The 23,378-nt window shown below is 59.7% G+C and carries 26 protein-coding genes and 1 tRNA gene; 22 read left to right on the top strand and 5 right to left on the bottom strand.

All coding sequences use genetic code 11. The features are described from left to right. Both OL236_RS01180 and OL236_RS01185 read left to right on the top strand, forming a co-directional pair. Positions 1-810, top strand: a complete 810-nt coding sequence (locus OL236_RS01180; RefSeq protein ID WP_265071035.1) for a polysaccharide deacetylase family protein — start codon at positions 1-3, stop codon at positions 808-810. Between the two features lie 57 nt (positions 811-867). Continuing rightward, positions 868-2,190 (top strand): copper amine oxidase, encoded by a 1,323-nt coding sequence (locus tag OL236_RS01185; RefSeq protein WP_265071036.1) that lies wholly within the window; start codon positions 868-870, stop codon positions 2,188-2,190. 72 nt (positions 2,191-2,262) lie between these two features. On the opposite strand, the gene OL236_RS01190 is transcribed toward OL236_RS01185, so the two are convergent. Then, on the bottom strand, positions 2,263-2,799 hold the full coding sequence (locus OL236_RS01190; protein ID WP_265071037.1) for a pyridoxamine 5'-phosphate oxidase family protein: 537 nt from the start codon (positions 2,797-2,799) through the stop codon (positions 2,263-2,265). 564 nt (positions 2,800-3,363) lie between these two features. On the opposite strand from OL236_RS01190, the gene OL236_RS01195 reads away from it, so the two are divergent. Both OL236_RS01195 and OL236_RS01200 read left to right on the top strand, forming a co-directional pair. Further along, positions 3,364-3,439, top strand: a tRNA-Thr gene (locus tag OL236_RS01195). A gap of 125 nt (positions 3,440-3,564) precedes the next feature. Further along, positions 3,565-4,509 carry a nitronate monooxygenase gene (locus OL236_RS01200; protein WP_265071038.1) on the top strand — a complete coding sequence of 315 codons (945 nt, stop codon included), beginning with the start codon at positions 3,565-3,567 and terminating at the stop codon, positions 4,507-4,509. Positions 4,510-4,634: 125 nt separating this feature from the next. Here the strand turns inward: OL236_RS01200 and OL236_RS01205 are convergent, their stop codons facing one another. Then, positions 4,635-5,039: a type II toxin-antitoxin system HicB family antitoxin gene (locus tag OL236_RS01205; protein WP_265071039.1), complete on the bottom strand. Its 405-nt coding sequence runs from the start codon at positions 5,037-5,039 to the stop codon at positions 4,635-4,637. Positions 5,040-5,075: 36 nt separating this feature from the next. Beyond that, positions 5,076-5,264, bottom strand: coding sequence for a type II toxin-antitoxin system HicA family toxin (locus tag OL236_RS01210; protein WP_265071040.1), 189 nt, complete (start codon positions 5,262-5,264; stop codon positions 5,076-5,078). A 287-nt stretch (positions 5,265-5,551) separates the two neighbouring features. Here OL236_RS01210 and OL236_RS01215 point away from each other — a divergent pair, with 287 nt between their 5' ends. The 18 genes from OL236_RS01215 (at position 5,552) to mtaB (ending at position 20,996) form a co-directional block, all read left to right on the top strand. Continuing rightward, entirely contained in the window at positions 5,552-6,001 is a 450-nt protein-coding gene (locus OL236_RS01215; RefSeq protein WP_009645558.1) for a CtsR family transcriptional regulator, read from the top strand. A gap of 12 nt (positions 6,002-6,013) precedes the next feature. Next, positions 6,014-6,646 (top strand): UvrB/UvrC motif-containing protein, encoded by a 633-nt coding sequence (locus tag OL236_RS01220; RefSeq protein WP_265071041.1) that lies wholly within the window; start codon positions 6,014-6,016, stop codon positions 6,644-6,646. Beyond that, the gene (locus OL236_RS01225) at positions 6,646-7,713 is read left to right on the top strand and encodes an ATP--guanido phosphotransferase (RefSeq protein ID WP_265071042.1); all 1,068 of its coding nucleotides are present in this window, start codon (positions 6,646-6,648) and stop codon (positions 7,711-7,713) included. Before OL236_RS01220 ends, OL236_RS01225 begins: the two co-directional genes overlap by 1 nt. A gap of 113 nt (positions 7,714-7,826) precedes the next feature. Continuing rightward, the gene (locus OL236_RS01230) at positions 7,827-10,343 is read left to right on the top strand and encodes an ATP-dependent Clp protease ATP-binding subunit (RefSeq protein WP_265071043.1); all 2,517 of its coding nucleotides are present in this window, start codon (positions 7,827-7,829) and stop codon (positions 10,341-10,343) included. After that, complete coding sequence (locus OL236_RS01235; protein ID WP_009645555.1) at positions 10,324-10,473, top strand: hypothetical protein; 150 nt, start codon at positions 10,324-10,326, stop codon at positions 10,471-10,473. Before OL236_RS01230 ends, OL236_RS01235 begins: the two co-directional genes overlap by 20 nt. Before the next feature lie 2 nt (positions 10,474-10,475). Next, positions 10,476-11,855, top strand: coding sequence for a DNA repair protein RadA (gene radA, locus OL236_RS01240; RefSeq protein WP_265071044.1), 1,380 nt, complete (start codon positions 10,476-10,478; stop codon positions 11,853-11,855). Then, the gene (locus OL236_RS01245; protein WP_265071045.1) at positions 11,852-12,046 is read left to right on the top strand and encodes a type II toxin-antitoxin system HicA family toxin; all 195 of its coding nucleotides are present in this window, start codon (positions 11,852-11,854) and stop codon (positions 12,044-12,046) included. Before radA ends, OL236_RS01245 begins: the two co-directional genes overlap by 4 nt. A 30-nt stretch (positions 12,047-12,076) precedes the next feature. Then, complete coding sequence (locus OL236_RS01250) at positions 12,077-12,493, top strand: type II toxin-antitoxin system HicB family antitoxin (protein ID WP_265071046.1); 417 nt, start codon at positions 12,077-12,079, stop codon at positions 12,491-12,493. Between the two features lie 199 nt (positions 12,494-12,692). Next, entirely contained in the window at positions 12,693-13,472 is a 780-nt protein-coding gene (locus tag OL236_RS01255; RefSeq protein ID WP_265071047.1) for a basic amino acid ABC transporter substrate-binding protein, read from the top strand. Positions 13,473-13,493: 21 nt separating this feature from the next. Continuing rightward, positions 13,494-14,159: an amino acid ABC transporter permease gene (locus OL236_RS01260; RefSeq protein ID WP_009645567.1), complete on the top strand. Its 666-nt coding sequence runs from the start codon at positions 13,494-13,496 to the stop codon at positions 14,157-14,159. After that, the gene (locus OL236_RS01265) at positions 14,146-14,862 is read left to right on the top strand and encodes an amino acid ABC transporter ATP-binding protein (RefSeq protein ID WP_006193416.1); all 717 of its coding nucleotides are present in this window, start codon (positions 14,146-14,148) and stop codon (positions 14,860-14,862) included. Before OL236_RS01260 ends, OL236_RS01265 begins: the two co-directional genes overlap by 14 nt. Positions 14,863-15,042: 180 nt before the next feature. Further along, positions 15,043-15,384, top strand: coding sequence for a 50S ribosomal protein L19 (gene rplS, locus OL236_RS01270; protein WP_009645557.1), 342 nt, complete (start codon positions 15,043-15,045; stop codon positions 15,382-15,384). A gap of 83 nt (positions 15,385-15,467) precedes the next feature. Then, complete coding sequence (gene lepB, locus OL236_RS01275) at positions 15,468-15,989, top strand: signal peptidase I (RefSeq protein ID WP_009645545.1); 522 nt, start codon at positions 15,468-15,470, stop codon at positions 15,987-15,989. 27 nt (positions 15,990-16,016) lie between these two features. Then, positions 16,017-16,292: a GNAT family N-acetyltransferase gene (locus tag OL236_RS01280; protein WP_265071048.1), complete on the top strand. Its 276-nt coding sequence runs from the start codon at positions 16,017-16,019 to the stop codon at positions 16,290-16,292. 246 nt (positions 16,293-16,538) lie between these two features. Beyond that, positions 16,539-17,873 (top strand): lipase family protein, encoded by a 1,335-nt coding sequence (locus tag OL236_RS01285; RefSeq protein ID WP_265071049.1) that lies wholly within the window; start codon positions 16,539-16,541, stop codon positions 17,871-17,873. Between the two features lie 141 nt (positions 17,874-18,014). Beyond that, entirely contained in the window at positions 18,015-18,977 is a 963-nt protein-coding gene (gene prmA / locus OL236_RS01290; RefSeq protein ID WP_265071050.1) for a 50S ribosomal protein L11 methyltransferase, read from the top strand. Continuing rightward, the gene (locus tag OL236_RS01295) at positions 18,974-19,759 is read left to right on the top strand and encodes a 16S rRNA (uracil(1498)-N(3))-methyltransferase (RefSeq protein ID WP_265071051.1); all 786 of its coding nucleotides are present in this window, start codon (positions 18,974-18,976) and stop codon (positions 19,757-19,759) included. The genes prmA and OL236_RS01295 overlap by 4 nt, the downstream gene beginning before the upstream one ends. After that, the gene (gene mtaB, locus OL236_RS01300) at positions 19,710-20,996 is read left to right on the top strand and encodes a tRNA (N(6)-L-threonylcarbamoyladenosine(37)-C(2))-methylthiotransferase MtaB (protein WP_265071052.1); all 1,287 of its coding nucleotides are present in this window, start codon (positions 19,710-19,712) and stop codon (positions 20,994-20,996) included. The genes OL236_RS01295 and mtaB overlap by 50 nt, the downstream gene beginning before the upstream one ends. Positions 20,997-21,105: 109 nt before the next feature. Here mtaB and OL236_RS01305 read toward each other — a convergent pair whose 3' ends face one another. After that, positions 21,106-21,972 (bottom strand): beta-carotene 15,15'-monooxygenase, encoded by an 867-nt coding sequence (locus OL236_RS01305; protein WP_265071053.1) that lies wholly within the window; start codon positions 21,970-21,972, stop codon positions 21,106-21,108. Then, on the bottom strand, positions 21,965-23,368 hold the full coding sequence (locus OL236_RS01310) for an ATP-binding protein (RefSeq protein WP_265071054.1): 1,404 nt from the start codon (positions 23,366-23,368) through the stop codon (positions 21,965-21,967). Before OL236_RS01310 ends, OL236_RS01305 begins: the two co-directional genes overlap by 8 nt. Between the last annotated feature and the right edge of the window lie 10 nt (positions 23,369-23,378).

The following is a 23,378-nucleotide window of genomic DNA, read 5'->3' on the forward strand; positions in this document are numbered from 1 at the left end:
ATGGCAAGGCGCATGATCTTGTATGCGGCAGGAATCGTTCTGCTCGTCGTCTTTTCGCTCGCCGTTTACGCGCATTTTCATCCGGCGCAGGGCGTGCTCGTTCTGGAGTATCACCATATCGCCGACCACGTGGACGATCCCGAGGGGGCATTGGTGGAGCGCTACTATGTGCCGACGGAGGATTTTGCCGCGCAGCTCGACTATTTGAAGGCCGAGGGCTACGAGACGATCACCATGCTGGATTTTTCCAAGGCGGCGAAGGGGAAGGGAAATCTTCCCGAAAAGCCTGTGATCGTCACCTTCGATGACGGCTACGAGGACAATTACACGCAGGCGCTGCCGCTCCTCGAAGAGCGAGGGATGAAGGGCGAGGTCTACGTGGTCACGAACTTTATCGGCAAGAAGGGCTATCTGACGTGGGACGAACTGCGCGACATGCAGCAGCGCGGCATCGAGATCGGCTGCCACACGGCCGACCATCTGCCGCTCGTCGGCCTGTCCCGCGCCGAACAGGAGGATCAGGTGCGCTTATCGAAGCTGCTCCTGGAGTGGAACGGCATCAAGACGGTGTTCAGCTTCTCCTACCCGAACGGCAGCTGCAATGAAGAGATCGCCACTCTTCTGCGCGACAGCAATTATCTGACGGCAGTCACGGGCGATGCGGGGTTCAACACGTTCCAGACTGATCCGATGTTCCTGCAGCGTGTCAACATCCCGCGACCGCGCTTCGGCCTTGTGGAGTTTCGCCTGCGCATCCTGAAGGCGGAGCTTTTCAGCATCTTCGGCATCAACCAGCATTTGCAGCACTAGGCGTGCGGCGAATGTTTCGTGCTGCTTCGCCAAGCGGAAGTTTTGAGGAATTATCTTATGTGGGTAGAGGAAAAAGGGGTTTTCGACAAGATGAAACGATGGAAGGCAAGGATTGCGGCGTGCTTTTTTGCGACGCTCGCGAGCATGGGCGTGACGAATCCTCCGGCTGGAGCGGAACGTCACGGAATAGACGAGGCTTCCACGACGCGCGTCACGACGGACGAGGCGCGCGCCGTGCATGAGCCGCAGGGAACGCGCCTCCTGGGACGAGGAGGGCAGCAGGAAGCGGAGCCGTACAGCGTGCGGCTGAACTTCGGCACAGGTCTGCCGGGTGCGCTGCGCTTCAACGAGGCGCAGCGTGCCATGCGCGAGTGGAACGTCGAGACCGAAGATACGGGCGGCACCTTGCTTTTTTCCGACAGCCCCGAATACGTGACGGAGGACGGCATCCTCTACGAGGACACCGTCACGGGCGATGCGCGCATCCTCTACTATCATCTGAATAATACGAGCGTGCGCAAGAAGGTCGCCGTCGTGCTGCAGAACGAAGGGGATTCCTCCGTCGTCGTTCGCGTCACGCGCGGCGGTGCGAGCCGCCCGAGCAGCGACTACCTGGAGGTGGGTAAGGGCACGCAGCTCGCCTACTTCCAGACGAAGCGCGATGATATGCTCTATGTGCAGCGCGGCGCGAGGCGGCTTTTGGAGTCAGAGATGAATCATACGGTGCTTGAGCCGGGGCAGCTCGTCTATGGCGTCTACGATTTTCATGCGGACGGTCCTGTCAAAGTTTCCGTCCTCATGTATCCGGCGACCGCCGATCCGTTGAAATTCATTTCCAGCGCACGCGTTCTGCCGAAGGATGAGCAGCGCCTGCGCGGCACGTTCCAGGGCATGAATCGTGTGATCAGCAGCAAGCCGTACAATCCCGACAAGGACGGCGTCGTCTACATCCCGATCGGCGACAATCGGCAGGACGTCTTCCGCACGGGCGTCGATGCGACGGACGGCAGCACGGTGACGAACGTCGGCAACTACGGCGTGCTCTACCGCATTCAGATCCCGACGACGGGACGCGAGGCGACGCAGTACTATCTGACGCCGTTGGGCGGCGTCTATGCGGGCGCGATGAGCGTCGACTTCGGTCACGGCTCAAGCCTCTTGGAAACGCCGGGCGGCAGGCTTTTCTTCGGCGACGCCATACCGCCCGACAGCGATGCTGACCGCGCCGCACGCCTCACAGGCAACGATCGCCTGAAGGTCGCCGCAGAGCTGTCCGACCTCGGCAGCTACCACAGCTCCGTGCAGCCGAGCTTCGAGCTGTCGCCGCCGGGCGCGTCGAATCTGCCCGTGCAGATCATCCTGATGCCGGCGGGGAAGTGAACTGGAATGGGAAAAGCCGTCGGAAACTCTCGGTGAGAGCACTCGACGGCTTTCTCGTTTGACTTGCACGGATTATGCCATATCAAGCTGTTGGCGCGGGCAATAGCCGCGCTTGCGCAGTTCGGAGTTCAGGTATTCGAGTTTTCGCGCGGTGACGACGATGAGGATGAGTCCCATCTTTTTTAGGCTTGCGCCGTTCATGCCCGCGGCATTCGCGCGTGTGATGAAATCCTCGTCATCTGCTCCGATGACGAGGGCTTCGCCCGTCACCTGCACACTCTTGGCGCTGCCCGGCCCGTGATATTCAGCATGGACTTCCAAGGCGACGTTCTTGTTCTTGGCGAGCGCGCGAAACTTCAAGCCGCCTTCGGAGAAAATGTAGAATCCGCCCTCGCGGTAAGTGTACGTCAGCGGCGTGCAGCGGACGAAATCGCCGTCAGCGACGGCAAGCGTGCAGACCTTCTCGCCCTTGAGGAAGGCATCAAGTTCCTTTCGCAGCTCATCCGGCGGCATCTTGACGGCATCCTTGTCCTTTTCAAGCCAAAATTCGGCAGCGGCTTCGTAGTTCATCGAATCTCTCCTTTGCTTGATGATGATGATTTTCACCATTTGTTATTGTAATCGTACTATGACGATGGGGTTTCGTCAAGAAGGCTGCTGAAGGGCGGAGACGATTTGACAGCGGGCGAGAAGGGTGCTATACTGAAGGCAGTCAAGAGACTATCTGCTCTATGCAGACACAAAGACTCGCAGAAGCGCACTGCGGGTCTTTGTTTTTGCTTTGACAGCGAGCGGAGCATGGTGCTATATTAAAAGCAGTTAGGAATGTGTCTGCTATATACAGACACAAGCGCCCACGGATGCACACTGTGGGCGCTTGTTTTCAGGCTAAAGCGTGTTGCCGCGTTCTATCGCTCTAACCATTTCTGGATGCCGTACCATATAGCGCAGGATACGACGCCAGCAAAGACGGATAGCAAGAGACTATCTACTGTCATATACAGACCCCCTCTCTGTCGCCAGTTTGGGAGCGGCAACGAGGAAAGTATAGCATGTTTGGAGTGTTTAAGCCATAGTGGTGCTGCTGAAAAAATATCAAAAAGGGTATTGACAACTTATGCACGAAGCCGTATAATGAATTTCGTCAGTCACGCAGATGTTGTGTCTCGACATGCTGATGTAGCTCAGTTGGTAGAGCAGCTCATTCGTAATGAGCAGGTCGTAGGTTCAAGCCCTATCATCAGCTCCATTTGAACTTGTGCCTCCCTTCGGGGAGGCTTTTTTGTTTGACGCATGTGGGAAATCCACATATAATAACAGAGGGAAACGGAATCTCTTTATTAGAGATTCCTACATTGAATGGAGGAAATGATTATGGCAAAGAGCATCACGGAAGTGTTAGGAATCAAGTACCCGATCATTCAGGGCGCGATGGCCTGGATTGCGGACGCAGAACTTGTCGCGGCGGTATCGAATGCGGGCGGCGCCGGCGTCATTGCGGCGGGCGGACGCTCGACCGAGTGGGTGGAGCAGGAGATCAAGAAAGCGCGTGAGCTGACCGACAAGCCCTTTGGAGTCAATGTCATGCTCATGGCGCCGAACAAGGATGAGATTGTCGAGGTCATCTGCCGCGAGAAGCCGGCTTTTGTGACGCTCGGTGCGGGCAATCCTGTGCCCTTCCTAGAAAAGTTCAAGAGTGCAGGGGTCAAGACCGTCCCCGTCGTGCCGAACGTGAAACTCGCGAAGCGCATCGAAGCGGCGGGCGCCGATGCTATCGTTGTCGAGGGCATGGAGGCGGGCGGCCACATCGGCGTCTTGACGACGATGGCGCTGATGACGCAGGTCATCCCCGAGGTCGGGATTCCCGTCGTCATGGCGGGCGGCATCGCCGACGGGCGCGGCATGGCGGCAGCCCTTCTGATGGGGGCGGCGGGCGTGCAGATGGGCACGCGCTTCCTCGTTGCCGAGGAGTGCAATGTGCATCCGAAGATGAAGGAGAAGCTCCTCGAAGCAGTCGATACGGATACGATCGTCACGGGACTTTCGATCGGTGGTGCGGTGCGCGGCATCAAGAACAAGTTCTCGCAGGATTTCGTCGCGCTGGAGTTCTCGGGCAAGGCGACGAAGGAAGAGCTCATCGAGCGCGCGACGGGCACGAACAAGCTTGCCGCCGTCGACGGCGACGTTGAGAACGGCATGATGCAGGCAGGACAGAGCCTCCTGCCTCTGAAGAAGATCGAGCCGGTCAAGGCGATCATCGAAGGAATCGTCAAGGAGGCGCGCGAAACGCTCGCGAACGCAGGCAAGATCGAGATCTAACGAAAGAGCGGCATTTGGCGCTCGCAATTCGTTCGCATAAGACATGAAGAAGGGGCAGCCCGGCGAAGTCGTTTCGGCTTCGTTGAGCTGCCCTTGTTTTACTGATAGGGAGGGAAGGCTGTTGTTCATGCTTTTACGCCGAGTTTCTGACGGAGTGCGCCCTGGAGAATTTGTGAAAAGTTGAGATGACGTTCTTTGGCGAGGGCGTCCATCCATGCGGGAATGGTGAGCGTTTTTTTCACAGCGCGACTGTCGATGCGGCGCAGATACTCGGCTTCGTCCCATGTGATGAGCGTTGTGAAGTCTCTGTCTTCCGTCTTGATGTCAGATGGATGGCTGGCAGGAGGAAACGGCATCTTGTCTTCTTTCAAGGTGTAGAGATACAGCCCGAGAGCGTCGGTCGCCATGCGAAGAGCTTCGTCAATGTCGTTTCCTTGCGTGTAGCAGCCGGGCAGATCGGGAAACGAGATTGAGTAGCCGCCGGCTTTCGATTCCGGGTGGAAGACTGCGGTGTATGTTTTTTTTGACATAGGGAATCTCCTTCTGATAAATGAAAGTATGGAAATCTACTTCAATCCCGCATCGTGCAGGATGTTGTTCAATATTCCCGGTTTCATATCTGTGTTGTGCAATGGCAGCACAATCAATTTTTTGATATCCTTGTGCTTGAGGATGTGATGAGAACCATGGATGCGCTCAATATACCAACCGTTTTCCTTCAAGAGTTTGAGCAGTTCTTTTGCTGTCGTTTTCATCACCTCCACGGAATTATTATAATACATATTGATACGTAGGGCAACTGGACAATTCTGCTTTGCTGATTTCTCATTGACAAAGGTCAAAAAGACAAATATAATGAAGAAAAATCAAATTGTCAAGGGATCGCTGATGAAATGAGATCGCCCAGATATGCGAAGATGGGTGGCTGAATTTATCAGTGCTTCCTCAAATACCGTCTGTCGCCGTGCATATCCGGCAGTTTCTCTCGGCAGTGCGGGCGGGGCGGCAGTTCTTTCTATCCGTATTGAGGCAGGGTGATACTATGAGCAGCAATATCGCTGATTTGATTGAGGAATATATCCTGCGGCAGTTGGCGGCGCAGCAGGATGGCAAGGTGGAGCTTCGGCGAACGGAGATCGCCGATAAGATCTCGTGTGCGCCGTCGCAGATTTCGTATGTGCTCAACACGCGCTTCACGCAGGAGAAGGGCTTCACGGTCGAGTCGCGGCGCGGCCTAGGCGGCTTCATTCGCATCGTGCAGGTGCCGCTGCAGAATCTTGTCTATCAGGACATGCTCAAAAAATTGACGGAGGAGTCGGAGCCGGAACTCGTGCAGTCGATGGTGCGCTATCTCGTGCAGCACGGTATGATTTCGACGCGCGAGGCGGCGCTCGTCATGCAGTCGGTGACGACGGCGTATGAGAAGCTCGAGCCGAAGGATCGCTTGAAGTTCATCCGATCCTTGCTTCTGACTTTGGAAAAATTCTCGTGAGGGGGGAAACGGATGCTTTGTGATGACTGCAAGAAGAATGAGGCGCGCGTGCATTTCGTCGTGCTGAAGAACGACGGCACGACGGAGATGCACCTCTGCCGCGATTGCGCGGCGCGTTACAGCAAGACGATGGCGGGCATGAGCGGCGAGGACTACTCGATCAACGATTTTATACGGGGCGTGATCCAGCGCATGCCGGATCCGTCGGCGAACGCAGAAGAGCAAGAGAGCGAGCAGGAGGAGAAGCCGACAGAGGAGGAAGCGTCTTTCACATGCCCGAACTGCGGTATGAGCTATCGCGACTTCGCTCAGCAAGGAAAGATCGGCTGCAGCGTCTGCTACGATACGTTCCGCGAGGAACTGACGCCGCTCCTGCTGCGCATCCACGGCGCGGGGAATCATCGCGGCAAGATACCGAAGCGGGCGGGCGGCACGCTTGCGCTCAAACAGCGCATCGATCTCCTTCGCGCACGGCAGGAACGTGCCGTGGCGAAGGAGGAGTACGAGAAGGCGGCCGAGTATCGCGACGAGATCCGCGCACTCGCCGTGCAGCTTGCCGCGCAGGAAAGGGAAAAGGCGCAGGAAGACGCTTCAGCGCCTTCCTCGGCAGAGGACAGGAAAGAAGACGAAGGAGGCGAGGCGTGATGGCGAACCCGGAACTCTTCACAGGCTCTCATCTCGCATGGCTCGCAGCGGACGGTACAGACAGCGACGTCGTCTTGGCGAGCCGCGTCTGCCTCTCGCGAAATCTGCACGAAGTTCCCTTCCCCAACCGCGCGGATCTCGTCCGGCTCGCTGAGACGGAAGGACGCATTGCCGCCGTGCTCGGTGACGTGGAGGAGGCGCTCGAAGAGCCGTTCGACCGCGTCGAACTCGCGAAGAGCACGGCGCTTGAGCAGAACGTGCTTTGGGAGAAGCATCTCGTCAGCCGTCAGCTGCTCAAGAATCCTGCCCATCGCAGCGCCTATATCAGCAACGACCGCTCTATGAGCATCCTAGTCAACGGGGAGAATCATCTGCGCATCCAGGCGATGGCGGCGGGATTCGACCTCAAGTCGCCGTACGACAGGGCGTCGCGCGTTGACGACGTCTTTGAGGCGAAGCTCGACTTCGCCTTCGACGAGAAGCTCGGCTATCTGACGAGCTGTCCGACGGATCTCGGCACGGGGCTTCGCGCGTCGGTCATGCTCCATCTGCCGGGGCTCGTCTACACGGAGAACATCGGCAACATCCTCAACATATCGCCGCAGATCGGGCTTTCCATGAGCGCCATGTACGGTGAGGGAGCGGAGTCTGCAGGCAATTTGTTCGCCGTCGCGAACAAATTGTCATTGGGACTGACGGAGCGCGAGCTTTGCGACAATCTGCGCATCTCGGTCGGCGAAATTGTAGAGCAGGAGCGTCGCGCGAGAAAGGCTCTGCTGCTCTACGAAAAAGATCGCATCGAGGACGAGGTCTGGCGCGCCTACGGCGTGCTGCACTACGCGCGCGCCCTGGGCGACGCCGAGACGCTCGCCATCTTGAGCCGCGTGCGCCTCGGCGTCGACCTCGGCTTCATCGAGGGACTGGCGTCGAGCGTCTTCGGTGATATTTTGATTGCAAGCCGGGCAAATTATCTTTGCTCTCTGGCAGGAAACGAGAATATGTCGAAGAATGAAATAGACAGGAAGAGGGCGGAAGTCGTCCGCCGAATTTTGGAAACTGCGGCATGAGCTGTAGAAAATTTCCGCTGCACTTTGCGGCGGATGCATGGGGGCACGGCGAGGGATTCTTTCTGAATCGCTCTATCGATCGGTGCTTCCTTTGACATAAAGGTGGAATTTTTATGACGAACCGCTTTACGGGTCGTGCGCTCAAGGTGCTGGAATTCGCTCAGTACGAAGCGCAGGAGCTGGAGCAGAACTTCATCGGTACGGAGCACATCCTCCTCGGGCTTCTGCACGAGGGGGAGGGCATTGCAGCGCGCGCGCTGCGCTCTTTGGGACTCGATTTCGGTCATGTGCGCACGCGCGTCGAAGATATGCTCGGCGGACGCGAGATGGAGGAGCGGCGCGCATCGTACTACACGGATCGCGCCAAGCGCGTGATGGAGCTTGCCGTCGAAGAGGCGCGCTCCTTCGGGCACAATTACATCGGCACGGAGCACATTCTCCTCGGGCTTATCCGCGAGAATGAAGGCGTGGCGGCGCACGTCCTGATCTCGCTCGGCGCCGATCTCGACATCGTGCGTGCGACGGTCATCGACATGCTCGGCGGCACGCACGAGAGCGCCGAGCTTCCCGCGCCCGATCGCCGCCGCCGCGCCGCGCCCGCGCAGGGAGAGGCCGCTGCGGGCACGCCGCTCCTCGACAAGTACGGCAGGGACATCAATCGGATGGCGCGGGAGGGCAAGCTCGACCCCGTCATCGGTAGGGAGAAGGAGATCGAGCGCGTCGTGCAGATTTTGTCGCGGCGCACGAAGAATAATCCGATCCTCATCGGCGAGCCGGGCGTCGGCAAGACGGCAGTCGCGGAAGGCCTTGCCGCACGCATCGCCACAGGCGCCGTGCCGCGCCTCCTGCAGCAAAAGCGCATCGTGTCCCTGCCGATGGCAGGACTCGTGGCGGGCGCGAAGTACCGCGGCGAGTTTGAGGAACGCTTGAAGGGCATCATCGACGAGGTCATGAAGAGCGGCAATGTGATCCTCTTCATCGACGAGATGCACACGCTCATCGGGGCGGGCGCAGCGGAAGGATCGCTCGATGCCGCGAATATCTTGAAGCCGCCCCTTTCGCGCGGCGAGGTGCAGATCATCGGCGCGACGACGTTGAAGGAGTACAAGAAGTATTTCGAGAAGGATTCGGCGCTGGAGCGGCGTTTCCAAAGCATCCTCGTCGAGGAGCCGACGACGGAGGAGGCGGAGAAGATCCTCCACGGACTGCGCCCGAAGTACGAGGCGTTTCACCACGCGAAGATTCGGGACGAGGCCTTGAAGGCGGCGGTGCGCTTGTCGCATCGCTACATTCCCGACCGCTGTCTGCCCGACAAGGCGATCGACCTCATGGACGAGGCGGCGTCGAAGTCGCGCATGAAGACCGTCGTCCTGCCGACGTCCATCAAGCGTCTGGAAGAGCGTCTGAAGAAGCTCGGCGTCGAGAAGGACACAGCGATCAAGCTGCAGGATTACGAGCGTGCGGCGGCCCTGCGCGATGAGGAGAGTGCGCTCAAAGAGGAGCTTGCCGCTGCCAAGGAACGCTGGCAGGAGCGCGAGATGAAGGAGGTCACGGTCACGGCGGACGACATCGCCGATGCCGTCGGGCTTTGGACGGGCATCCCTGTGAAGGACATCGCCGCGAAGGAGTCGGAGCGCCTGCTTCATCTTGAGCAGATTCTGACGGCGCACGTCGTGGGACAGGAGGAGGCCGTGACGGCGGTCGCCAAGGCGGTGCGCCGCGCACGCGCGGGACTTAAAGACCCGAAGCGCCCCATCGGCTCTTTCCTCTTCCTCGGCTCGACGGGCGTCGGCAAGACGGAACTCGCGCGCGCCTTGGCGGAATCGCTCTTCGGCACGGAGGAAGCCATCGTGCGCTTCGACATGTCCGAATACATGGAAAAGCATACGGTGTCGAAGCTTGTCGGCGCCCCTCCGGGCTATGTGGGCTATGAGGAGGGCGGCCAGCTGACCGAGGCCGTGCGCCGCCACCCGTATTCGATCATCCTGCTCGACGAGGTGGAGAAGGCGCACCCCGACCTCTTCAACGTGCTGCTGCAGGTCTTGGACGACGGGCGGCTGACGGATGCGCAGGGGCGCACGGTCGACTGCAAGAACACAGTCATCATCATGACTTCGAACGCGGGCGCCGACTATCTCAAGCAGTCGACGTCGCTCGGCTTCACCGCGGGGGTGCAGACGCTCGGCGACGCTTACGAAAAGGGAAAATCGCGCGTCTTTGAGGAGGTCAAGCGCGTCTTTCGTCCCGAGTTTTTGAACCGCGTCGACGAGATGCTCGTCTTCCGTCCGCTCGGCAAGGAAGAACTGACGAAGATCGTCGACATCATGCTGCGCGAAGTCGAGGCTCGTCTGTCGGAAAAAGGCATGGCGCTTGAGGTCAGCCCCGCGGCGAAGTCGAAGCTCGTCGAAAGCGGCACGGATTTCAAGTACGGGGCACGTCCGCTGAAGCGTGCGATCCGGAAGCTCGTCGAGGACGAGATCGCCGAAAGGCTCTTGAAGGGCGATTTTGGACGTGGCGATACGATCTACGTCAAGAAGGTCGGCGACCGGCTTGATTTCGTCCGGAAGCAGCCGAAGGACGCGGCGAAGGTGAAGAAGGAGAAGGCGCTTCGTGCGGGCGCAGCGCAATAAGCTTGCGCCGGGCGGAGCAGCCTCTGTCTGGAACATGCTCGTCAATGCGGCGTGGGCGCCGCTCTGGCTTGTCCGTTCGCTGCTGCGCTTTCTGCGGCGCTCGCTGATGAAGCGCGGAAAGGCGGAATGAATTTGGCGAAGAAGAAAAAGACGGCGTTCGTCTGTCAGGCGTGCGGCTACGATACGTCCAAGTGGGTGGGAAAGTGCCCGGGCTGCGGCGCGTGGAACACGCTCGTCGAGGAGACGGTCGCGCCTGAGTCTGCCGAGGGCGGTCTGCGCCTCGGGCTTTCCGACGGCGCGCGTCCCGTCGCTGTCGGCGATGTCGCAGTCGAGGACATGCCGCGTTTCTTGACGGGATCGGGAGAGCTTGACCGCGTCTTGGGCGGCGGCGTGATTCCCGGCTCGATGGTCTTGATCGTCGGCGATCCGGGCGTCGGCAAGTCGAGCCTCACACTTCGCGTGGCGGCCGAGGTCGCACGCGGAGGAAAGCGCGTGCTCTATGTGACGGGCGAGGAGAGCACGCGCCAGGTGCGCATGCGGGCTGACCGCCTCGGGGCGATTGCCGACGATCTCTTCGTTGTCAGCGAGACGAACCTTGAGCGCATCACGGTACATATCGAAACGGTCAAGCCGGAACTTCTCGTCATCGACTCTATCCAGACGATCTTTCGCCCCGATGTGACGAGTGCGCCGGGCAGCGTCAGCCAAGTGCGCGAGTGCAGCGTCGAGCTTCTGCGCCTTGCGAAGACGTACGGCATCGCCGCCTTTGTCGTCGGTCATGTCACGAAAGACGGCACGCTCGCGGGGCCGCGCGTCCTTGAGCACATCGTCGACACCGTGCTCTACTTCGAAGGCGAGCGCAATGCGCAGTTTCGCATCCTGCGCGCCGTCAAGAACCGCTTCGGCAGCACGAACGAGCTTGGCCTCTTTGAGATGCGCGACACGGGGCTTGCCGACGTGCCCGACGCTTCGAAGCTCTTTTTGTCCGACCGCGAGCCGGACAGCGGCACGGTCGTCGTGCCGACGGTCGAAGGAACGCGGCCCCTTCTCGTCGAGATCCAGTCGCTTGTCGCTGAGACGCCTTACATGCCGCCGAGGCGCACGGCGGACTCGGTCGACGTCAAGCGCATCCAGCTTCTCTTGGCCGTCCTTGAAAAGCGCGTCAAGCTTCCCATCGGCGCATGCGACGTCTACGTCAAGGTCGCGGGCGGCATCAAGATTGACGAGCCTGCCGCAGACCTCGGCCTGTGCGTCGCCATGGCGTCGTCGTTCGCTAACCGCCTCGTGCGTCCGAAGGCGATCGTCTTCGGCGAAGTCGGCCTGTCGGGTGAGATCCGTGCCGTCAGCCAGGCCGACGTGCGCTTGAAGGAAGCCGCCAAGCTCGGCTTTCGCGCCGCCATCCTGCCGCAGAAGAACGCCGAGCGCCTCAAGAACATAAAGGGTATCGACCTCTTCGGCGCGGCGACGCTCGCGGAAGCACTGCGCCTCGCCATGCCGAGGGAGGGAATATGAAAAGCTATTCTTCCAGAGATGTTCTAAAAATGTTGCTGAAGGACGGATGGGTGGAAATTAACTGCGAAGGCGACCATCATCAGTTCAAGCATCCGACAAAACCGGGAAAGGTGACGCTCAGGCATCCGGTAAAAGATTTGGGAGTGCGTGACCTGAAAAGTATCGAAAGACAATCGGGACTCAAGTTCTGAGTTTCGCCCCGCGTTGGGGAAGGAGGTAGCATGTTTCCTGATTTTTATCGTTATACGGCAATCTTCAGCTATGAGAAGGACGGCGTTCACGTCGTGTTTCCGGATTTGCCCGGTTGCATTACGTTTGGGTCAGATGAGGAGGAGGCTGTGCGCATGGCGCGGGAAGCGCTTTCCCTTCATCTCTATGGCATGGAGCAAGACGGAGATGAGATTCCGCAGCCGTCGTCCTTGCGCGTGCTTGGTGAACAGGAGGAGCTTCAGAAAAATGAGATGTTTTTCCTTGTCGAGGCATTCATGCCGTCCTTTCGCGAGAAGCAGAGCAAGAGATTCGTCGAGAAAACTCTCTCTATTCCGTATTGGATGAACGCCGAGGCGGAACGCATCGGCTTGAATTTCTCGCAGACTTTGCAAAATGCGATTGCGCAGAAGTTGTCATTGGCAAAGTGAGCAGCTGCTTTCCGGCGCTGGTAGATGCGGCACGCACAAAATGTTTTGATAAAGGCAGTCGGAAATCCTGCACAAATCCACTATGGATATGCGTTTCTTTCTGTGCTATAATGTTACACGATGCGAGAGGGCTCGGGTCATCCCGAGCTTCTTTATGTTGCTTTCATAGAGTGTTTATTTTTAGGAGGGAGATTCTTTCATGAAGATGAAGAAAATGCTGCTCGGCGCTGTCGGACTTCTGGCTGCGGCTTCTTTCGCCGTTGCGGGCTGCGGCGGCTCGGGGGATTCGGGTTCGGCGTCGAAGACGCTGCGCGTTGGCACGAATGCGGACTTCGCGCCTTTCGAATTCCAAGGTGAGAACGGCAAGGAGTACGAGGGTTTCGACATGGATCTCGCGCGTGCCGTGGCGGAAGAGATGGGCATGACGGCGGAGATCCAGAACATCAATTTTGACGGCTTGATTCCGGCACTCGTGTCGAAGAACATCGACATCGCGATCTCGGGCATGACGATCAACGACGAGCGCAAGAAGAACGTGCTCTTCTCGGAGCCTTACTATCAGTCGGGTCTGACGATCGTCGTCAAGAAGGACAACACAGACATCAACGGCTTCAAGGATCTCGCGGGCAAGACGGTCGCCGTGCAGATCGGCACGACGAGTGCGAAGGAGGTCAAGAAGAATCCGGACATCCAGGTCAAGGAGCTGAACAGCTCGGCAGACACCTTCCTTGAGCTGAAGGCGGGCGGCGTGCAGGCTGTCGTCAACGATCGCCCGGTCAACGACTATTACATCGCCAAGAGCGGCGAGAAGGACGTGCGCGTCGTCAACGAGCTTCTGACCTCCGAGGACTACGGCATCGCCATGGCGAAGGACAATCAGGAACTGCAGAAGAAGGTCGACGAAGCCTTGAAGAAGCTCAAGGAAAATGGCAAGTACGACGAGATTTACAAGAAGTGGTTCGGGCAGAAGGCCGAGTGAGGACAGTCGTGAGGTGCAGGCATGAATTTTGATTTCGATCTGGCGGTGAGCTCTTTCCCCGTCCTGCTCATCGGCGCACTTGTGACGATAAAGATCACGGCGATTTCCGTCGCGCTCGGCGTTGTCATTGGCCTCGTCGTCGGCGTGGCGCGCATCTCGCAGGTCAAGCCGCTGCGCCTTCTGGCAATGGCGTACATTGACTTTCTGCGCGGTACGCCGCTCTTGGTGCAGATCTTCTTGATCTACTTCGCGCTTCCCGTCATCTCGGGGCAGCGCGTCGACCCGTTCTTCGCGGCGATCACGGCGTGCAGCATCAACAGCGGCGCCTATGTCGCCGAGATCTTCCGCTCGGGCATCCAGTCGATCGACAAGGGGCAGATGGAAGCGGGGCGCTCCCTAGGCATGACGTGGCTGCAGACGATGTGGCACATCATCCTGCCGCAGGCGGTCAAGCGCGTCATACCGCAGATCGGCAACGAGTTCATCGCACTTTTGAAGGATTCGTCGCTCGTCTCGGTCATCGGCTTTGAAGAACTGACGCGAAGCGGCCAGCTCATCATTGCCCGCACCTACGGCTCACTGGAAATCTGGCCTTGCGTCGCCATCATCTATCTCGTGATGACGCTTTCCATCTCGCAGCTCGTGGCCTATCTCGAACGGAGGTTCAGAACCGATGATAAGCATTAAAGGGCTTTACAAGGCATTCGGCGACAACCTCGTCCTGAAAGGCATCGACCTCGAAGTCGCGGACAAGGAGGTCGTCGTCATCATAGGGCCGTCCGGCTCGGGCAAGTCGACGCTCCTGCGCTCGATCAACTACCTCGATGTGCCGTCCAAGGGAAAGATCTCCATCGACGGCAAGGAGCTTTCCGCAGCCGACATCAATCGCGTGCGCGCCGAGGTCGGCATGGTGTTCCAGAGATTTAACCTCTTTCCGCACATGACGGTTCTGGACAACATCACGCTTGCGCCGCGCAAGGTCAGAAAGACCGCACGCGAAGAGGCGGAGAAGGACGCGCGTATGCTCCTGGAGAAAGTCGGCCTGGCAGACAAGGCGGAGGCCTATCCCGAGCAGCTTTCGGGCGGTCAGCAACAGCGTGTCGCCATCGCGCGTGCGCTCGCGATGAAGCCGCGCCTCATGCTCTTCGATGAGCCGACGAGCGCTCTCGATCCCGAGATGGTCAAGGAGGTCTTGGACGTCATGCGCTCCCTGGCCGCCGAGGGCATGACGATGGTCATCGTCACGCACGAGATGGGCTTTGCGCGTGAAGTCGGCGACCGCCTGCTCTTCGTTGACGACGGGCGGATCATCGAGCAGGGCGTACCGAAAGAAGTGTTCGAGCATCCGAAAGAAGAGCGGACGAAGAACTTCCTGTCGAAGGTGCTCTGAGGCGTCGTGCGTCGTGAAGAAGTGCGAGAAGCGATGCAGCGACAGTATCCTGCGAAAAAAACTTCTTGCAGAAGTGGTTGAAATTGCCCGCTTTTTGTGATAAAATAGGCGAGCATACGGGCGGTCCTCTGGGGGAGAAAAGGCTCTCTTACGAACGTCTGAGATTAAGGAGGAAAACAAATGAACATCATTCAGGCTTTGGAGCAGGAACAGTTGCGCTCCGACATCCCCGAGTTCGCTCCCGGCGATACGGTGCGCGTGCACGTCAAGGTCGTCGAGGGAACGCGTGAGCGCATCCAGGCGTTCGAGGGCGTCGTCATCGCGCGCTCGGGTACGGGCGTGCGCGAGACGTTCACCGTGCGCCGCATTTCCTACGGCGTCGGTGTCGAGCGTACTTTCCCGGTACATTCGCCGCGTCTTGACAAGATCCAGCTCATGCGCCGCGGCATTGTGCGCCGTGCGAAGCTCTATTACCTGCGCAACCTTACGGGTAAGGCAGCTCGCATTCGCGAGAAGCGCTGAAGCACATCATGGGGACTGCCTTGGGGAATGCCGGCTGGGCATTTTCCTTTCGCAGTCCCTATTTCCTTTTCAGGAGGTATTTTATGAGTTCGTTGGGAGAAGAAGTCAAGGATTGGCTCGTGGCGATCGTCGTCGCCGTCGTGCTCGCCTTCATCATCCGCCAGTTCATCGTGGAGCTTTATGTCGTGGACGGCCCGTCCATGCGGCCGACCCTGCAGTCGCGCGAGCGCCTCGTCGTCAACAAGTTCATTTACCGCATGAGGGAGCCGGAGCGCAATGAAATCATCGTCTTCCGCTATCCGCGCGACCCGAGCCGCGACTTCATCAAGCGTGTGATCGCCGTGCCCGGTGACACGATCGAGATCAAGGATGGCAAGGTGTTTTTGAATCAGCAACTGTTGAACGAGGACTACATCCTCGAAAAGACACTGACGAACTACCCGCTGTCGACGGTGCCCGCTGGGCACATCTTCGTCATGGGAGACAACCGCAACAATTCCGAGGACAGCCGCTTCGCCGACGTCGGCTTCGTCCCCTATGATCTCATCAAGGGCAAGGCTATGGTCGTGTTCTGGCCGGTCGCCGAGGCGAAGTCCCTGCCTTGAGGCTTGGTCTTGCATAAGGAGGCGGACATGGATTTTCAGACGGAAGGGAACAGCATCGTATACAAGAGTGCGGATGGCGTCGTGCTCGCCCGCGCGGATTTTTCGGAAGCAGCGCCGGGAGTCTACGATATTTTCCATACGGAAGTTGATGCCTCGCTGCAGGGGCAGGGCGTCGCGGGCAACCTTGTCGCGAGAGCCGTTGCGGAGATCGAGCGGCGCGGCGGAAAGCTGGTGAAGGATGCTTCGTGCTCGTATGCGGCAGCCTGGCTGAAGCGACATGCGGAGAAAGGTGTATCGCAATAATCGGGCGGATGCTCCTGCACTATGATTGCCGAGGGGAAAATCAATAAGAGTCGTTCTTAATACGACTTCTATTGATTTTACCATGAAGCCCCAAGAGGTCAAGCCGAAGGTGCAGACCGATTGGCTAGGCTTCTGTAAGGGCGGCGCACAATGTCCACGAAGTGGACGTTTGTGCGTGTAGTTTCCTCTTTTTTTATCATACACTTTCCCAAAAGGAACGAACATCTTGCAGGGGGAGGGGTTGAGATGGAACGAAAGAATTTTGCAGAGCGGCGGTTCCTGCCCTTGGTTTCGGCGCTGCTTTTCTTTTGCCTTGCATTCTTGCCGCTGTCGGCCTCAGCGCAGGAAGAGCCGGAGATCGACCTGCTTGCCGCGCTCGTTTCATCCGCCTCCTATTCCGATGACGGCGCTCTCCTTGTGCGCAGCTGGCTCAAGGAGACAGCCTGGGATTTCCAGAGCCGCAGCACGTCGACGCGAGCTGCAGAGGGGCGTGTCCATCTGGCACGAAAGACGCTTGCAGACGGCAGGCGCATCGCCGTGCTTTCCTTCCCCGGCACGGAGAACAAGAAGGACATCGAGGTTGACCTGCGCCTTTCCGCAGTCCCTTTCGGCGGTACGAGCCCCGAGGAATTTGCCGCCGTTGCAGCTGGAAGCGATGCCCGAGATCTGCCGCACGTCCACAAGGGATTCAACGATTTCGTCATGGCGGCGCTCTTTACGGAGGAGATGCCGGAGTTCGGCAATCGGACGGCGGGAGAAGCGCTGGCAGATGAACTCAAGGAGCATCCGGAAGAAGTGCTCTATCTGACGGGGCACAGCCTCGGCGGTGCGGCGTCTCTCGTGACGGCGGCGCGTCTCGCTGATCTTGGCGTGCCGCCCGAGCAGCTCAGGGTCATCACGTTCGGTGCGCCTGCCGTCGGCGACGAGAAGTTTGCACGGCTCTACGAAACGAGGCTTCATTTCACGCGCATCGTCATGCAGGCCGATCCCGTTGCCGCCATCCTGCAGTCTTTGGGAAAGGGCTTCGTGCAATTCGGCGAGAAGATCGTCTGGAAGCCGCGGACGCGCGAGGATCGCTTCCATCATGAGATGGCGCTCTATTTCGACGAGGCGCTGCGCTGCTACTATGATGCGGTGCAGACGGATTCGCCGCACGAGCTGTTTTGCGGCACGCCGCAGGAGCTTGCGGGCGGCCTTTACGTCGCGGCGCCGTCCTTTGACCTGCCCGAGGCGCTCGCACAGGATGCGCCGTACATCGAGCGTGCCGTGCACGATGCGCTCGACGTCCGCTATGCGCCGACGGTATTTTCCTCGCAAGGCGGGACACAGGAATCGCTTTTCGCCGCCGCACGCGCCGCCGGCTGCAAGTACGTCCTCGTCGAGCATTTTTCGGGCAATCTGTTGCGAGAAAGGCATGGCAGTTTCCGCCTGACACTTGAAGAGGAGCTTTACACGAGCGACGGACGGCTGCTGTCTCTGGAATCGCGCAGCACGAACACGGGCGATCTGCCCGCGATCGAGGCATTCCTCTATCTCATGTACAAGGGGAGCGAGACGCGCGATGCGGCTCTGGGGTTGTAAGGAATCACGGATAAATTCAGCCGCCCATCTGCGCTTTCCTCTCGTCGTCGACAAATTCTCGATGCAGCACTGCATGTCCCTCGCCTTCGGGCGGGGGCTTTTTCTTGCGCAAGGGGCTTTCTTATTGTATGATGGTACCGAATGAGAAAGGAGCGATGCTTTTTGCAGTGGGCGGAAGTGGGCGTGGATACGTCGCACGAGGCGACGGATCTTGTGTCGGAAATCTTGCAGGAATTGGGCGCTGCGGGCGTGGTCATCGAAGATCCGGCGCTCTTGAACGAATATATTCGTTCGGGACTCTGGGACTATACGGATCTCAAGGAGAGTGAGGAGACGGAGATCGTGCGCGTCAAAGCGTACTGGGCGCTCGACGAGGAGCTTGAGGGAAAGCTGCAGTGTCTTGCCGCGCGGCTGGACGGCCTGAAGGCTCATGGAATCGACAAGGGCGCGGGCGTGGTGTCGTGGAAGGCGGTCGCCGACGAGGATTGGGCCGAGACGTGGAAGGCGTTCTTTCACACGGAAAAGATCGGTGCGCGCACCGTCATCAAGCCGACGTGGGAAGAATACGAAGCCAAGGCGGGAGAAATCGTCGTGGAGCTTGACCCGGGCGCGGCATTCGGCACGGGGCAGCACGCGACGACATCCCTGTGCATCCGTGCGCTCGAAGACCTCGTTCGGCCGGGCATGACGGTGTTCGACGTCGGCACGGGTTCGGGCGTGCTCGCCATCGTCGCGGCGAAGCTCGGAGCAAAGAGGGTCGAAGCCGTGGACTTCGACCCTGTCGCCGTGCGCATCGCCCGTGAGAACGTGCGCCAGAACGGCGCAGAGGACTTCGTGCACACGGAGCGAAGCGATCTTCTAAAGAGCGTTGCGGGCGAGGCGGATCTCATCATTGCGAACATCATCGCCGACATCATCGTGCGCCTTTTCGGCGAGGTGAAGGGATCTCTGGCGGCGGGCGGCACGATGCTCTTGTCGGGCATCATCGAGGATCGTCTGGCGGATGTCGTGGAAGCCGCAGGCCGGCATGGTTTTTCCGTTGAGAAGATCGAGCAGGAAAAAGGTTGGGCGGCCATCGTCGTCAAAGGGGGCGGAGCGCGATGAGGCGCGTCTTTCTCGAAGGCGAGATCGCGGACACGATGGAAGTGCGGGGCGCGGACGCGCATCATCTGCAGCGCGTCATGCGAGCCAAGCTCGGCGAGAAGCTCCTCGTCGCCGATGGTGCGGGCGGCTCGGCTGAGGCCGAGGTCGCGGGATTCGCAGATGGCAGAGTGCAGCTTCGACTCGTTCGGCGACTGTCGGAAGCGGCGGAATCGCAGGCGGAAATCGAGCTTTTCCAGTGCCTGCCCAAGGGCGACCGCATGGACTTCATCGTGCAGAAGGCGACGGAACTGGGCGTCGCGTGCATCCGTCCCGTGCTCAGTCAGAACGTCGTCGTGCGCTACGACGAAAAGAAGGCGCGTGCACGCGTGGAGCGCTGGCAGAAGATCGCAGCGGAGGCGGCGAAGCAGTGCGGGCGCACGCGCATCCCCGAGGTGATGCCGATCGTGCCCCTTCGCGCGGCGATGGAAGGGCAGGGGGCAGCGGAATATGCCCTGCGCCTTTTTTTCTACGAGATGGAAGAGCGGCGGGAACTGCGCACGGTTCTTTCGGATTCAGAAGCGCAGCGCATCTTCATGCTTGTTGGGCCGGAGGGCGGCTTCGATGAGGCGGAGGCGCAGCTTGCAGTCGCGCACGGCTTTTCTGCCGTGACGCTTGGTCGGCGCATCCTGCGCGTCGATACGGCGGCGATCGTCGCGCTCGCGCTCGTGCAGTATGAAAAAGGAGATTTAGGTTTTGCCAAAAGCAGCATTGACGACCTTGGGCTGCAAGGTCAATCAGTTTGAAACGGAGACGATGGAGGGGCTTTTCCGGCAGCGCGGCTACGCCATCGTCCCCTTCGACGAGGCGGCGGACGTCTACGTCATCAACACGTGCTCGGTCACGAGTCTCGGCGAGAAGAAGTCGCGCCAGCTCATCCGCCGTGCGCGCCGCCTGAACGAGCGAGCCGTCATCGCCGTGACGGGCTGCTACGCGCAGGTCGCACCCGAGGAGATCCGCGCGATCGAGGGCGTGCGTGTCGTGCTCGGCACGAAGGAGCGAGCGGGGATTGTCGATCACGTGGAGCGAGCGGCGCGTGAGGCGGGCGTCTTCGACGGCACGGGCGACATCATGCACGCCTCCGAGTTCGAGGACATCCCGCTTTTCGGTGCGCCCGCGAGAACGCGTGCTTTTCTGAAAATTGAGGAGGGCTGCGAAAATTTCTGCTCGTTTTGCATCATTCCCTACGCGCGCGGCCCCGTGCGCTCGCGCCTCTTGAAGAGCGTGCGGCGCGAGGCGGCGAAGCTCCTCGCCATGGGCTTCAAGGAGATCGTCCTGACGGGCATCCACCTCGGCTGCTACGGGCGCGACCTCGGCGATGTGACGCTTGCCGACGCCGTGCGCGCTGTTCTTTCCCTGCCGGGACTCAAGCGTCTGCGCCTCGGCTCTTTGGAGTCGATCGAGCTGTCGGACGATCTGCTCGCACTCCTCGCGCAGGAGGAGCGCTTCGCCGGGCATCTTCATCTGCCGCTGCAGGCGGGATCGGATGAAGTGCTTCGCGCGATGAACCGTCACTACGATACGGCGAAGTTCGCCGCGCTCATCGAACGCGTCGAACGTGCCGTGCCCGGCATCGCCATCTCGACGGACATCATCGTGGGCTTTCCGGGCGAAACGCAGGAGCTATTCGAGGAAAGCCTTGCTTTCGTCGAGCGCATGAACTTCGCACGCATGCATGTATTCCCCTACTCGCCGCGCCGAGGCACGCCGGCGGCTGCGTTTGCCGCGCAGGTTCCCGAGGCGGAGAAGAAGGAGCGTGTGCATCGCATGCAGGCGCTCGCCGCAAAGAAGAGCGAGGCGTTTCACGCCGCCTTTCTCGGCACAGAGATGCCCGTTCTCTTCGAGACGGAGCGCGAGGGCGTCACGGACGGACTTACGGCGAACTACATCCGCGTCTATACGGATGCGCCCGTTCGGACGGGAGACATCCATGCGATGCGCCTCGTGCGCCTTTATCGCGACGGCGTTTGGGGCGAGATCTGAAAGTTTACCATGAAGCCCCAAGAGGTCAAGCCGAAGGTGCAGACCGATTGGCTAGGCTTCTGTAAGGGCGGCGCACAATGTCCACAAGGTGGACGTTTGTGCGTGTAGCTTACTTGCCTTCCTCTGATTTTTGCTCTGCGAACTGCTCGGCGAGATCGTCGAGATACGCGGCAAGGCGCTCGCGGCTCTCCTCATGCGCGAGCTGCGCGATCATCGTCATGTGGTGTCTGAGATCGTGGCGCATGCGGCGCGAGCTGCGCCAGAGGTCGAGCATCGTCTGATAGTGCGCCTCTTCGGACATGCGAATCATCTGCTCATGAAGCTGCTGCTGATGCAGTGCATTTCCCTCCTCTGCATAGCGCGTGAGGAGGGTGGACACGCGCAGATATTGGACGAGAGCGAGCGGGAGCAAGAGCCGCGCAGCGAGGATCGTCGGCTGCACCGACGTATTCGCCGGATCGGCGGCGACGGCGAGCGCGACGAGAATCACCTCGTAGCCGCTGAGATAGAGCCAGAGCCGCCGATCATCAACGGACAGCATCGGCATGAGCAAGTGGCGGATCGTATGCAGCGCGGCGGGCAGGACGAGGAGAAACATCATGGGGATGAGCAGGCATTTCCATAGCCCCGGCGGCAGTCCCGCGCCAAAGAAATGCTCCGTCATCGTTCCGAGCGTTCCCGCAAGCATCAGCAGCGGATAGACGAGCAGGGCGATGGATATTACCCGCAGCGGCTGGTCGCGGATCGAGAGAAGCATATAGAAGAGAGCGAGCGGGCGGCAGAGAAGTGCGACGAGAGACATATCGAGCGGCAAAGACATCTGTGCGGCCTGTGTCAGCGCGAGCACGAGCATATAGCCGCAGACGACATAGATCCGCGCAAAGCGCAGCTGATCGTGAAAGACATAGAAAACGAGCAGGTCAAAGGGCGGCGCACACACGAGCGTGTAGAGCAGCCGAATCTCTGCGTCAGTCATGATGTTTCGCCTCCCCGCAGCCGTCCGTACGCATCGGCATGATATTTGCCGCTCTGTCCTGTGTCGCCCGCAGCACGATGGACACCGCGAAGAGATCGTCCTCCGGTGAAATCTCCATCGTACCGTCATAGCGTGCAAGACTCGTGCGGATGCTCTCCATGCCGATGCCGCGCTCTGCGTTGCCGCGCTTCGACGAGAGCAGGTTGCCCGCCGCATCGTAGCGCAGCTCTCCGTCATAGCTGTTGTCCGCGGTCAGAAAGAGCGTGTCCCCTTGATGGACGAGTGCGAGCCGCAGGAGGCGCGGGGCATCGGGCGCGAGGCGTTCCAACGCCTCGGCGGCGTTGGCGAGCAGATTGCCGAGGATCGCCGTCAGATCGAGCGGGTCAAGGGGATTTTCCGCGCCGATGTCGATGCGGTACTCCGGCTGCACGCCGAGCCGTGCAAAGATTGGCTGCCAATAGCCGATGAGAATATTTACCGTCTCATTCGCACAGACGGGTGCATAGCGCGTTTGAATTGCAGACGCAGCCGCGCCCATCAGCCGCTCGATGCCCGCAGCGTCCCCCCGTGCGAGCAGTTCCTGCGCCGCAGCGATCATCTCGGTGAACTGCGTGCGAAACGCGCGTGTCGTGCGAGCGTTTTCCTCCATCTGCGCCGTATTCTGCCGCGTGATCGCCGCCATCTCCGCCTCGCGTGCCACCTGTTCGCAGAGCGCACGCTGACGCAGCCGCGCATTCATGGCATAGAGTGCCAGGCCGATGCAGCAGAAGCCGCCGACCGCCCCGCTCAGACGAACGAAGAGCGCCGTATGTGTGCGCAGGTCATTGAACGGCGAGAGCAGAATCGTGAGCACGAGAATCAGCGTACCGAGCCACGCGAGCGGCGTCCATACCGCATCAAAGGAATCGTCCGCCAGGAGCGGCGCGGCAATCGTGCGTCCATAGTAGAGAAAAAGCGGCACAGCGATGGGGAGGCAGACAATCGTGCAAAGCCCCGAGAGCAGGAACGGCACATCAAAGAGCGGGTAGGCATCCTCTACGGCATAGATCACCGTCTGCATGGCGAACCAAATGAGCCCCGGAGGGATGAGGATGCAGATCTGCTTGCCGATCGGCACACGCGTCATCGCGAGCAGATAGAAGAAGATAAAAAAGAGAAAAGGAAAGGCGATGCGCCGCGAAAACACCGTGACCGCCTCGATCTGGATGACCGCCTCGATCCCCGTGAGCAGGAGCAGCCCCGCAATGATCGGCAGCGGAGCAAAACGCAGATATCGGCGAAAGATATAAAGACGGGTCAGATTGACGGGCAGGATGTGAACCGCCGTATAGAGCAGCGTTACCAGCGGTACGGCAAACGGATACTGCATGAGTTCGATCATCGGTGATGGGTGCATGAATCTTCTC

Origin of the sequence: Selenomonas sputigena (assembly GCF_026015965.1) — a bacterium.
Classification (GTDB): domain Bacteria; phylum Bacillota; class Negativicutes; order Selenomonadales; family Selenomonadaceae; genus Selenomonas.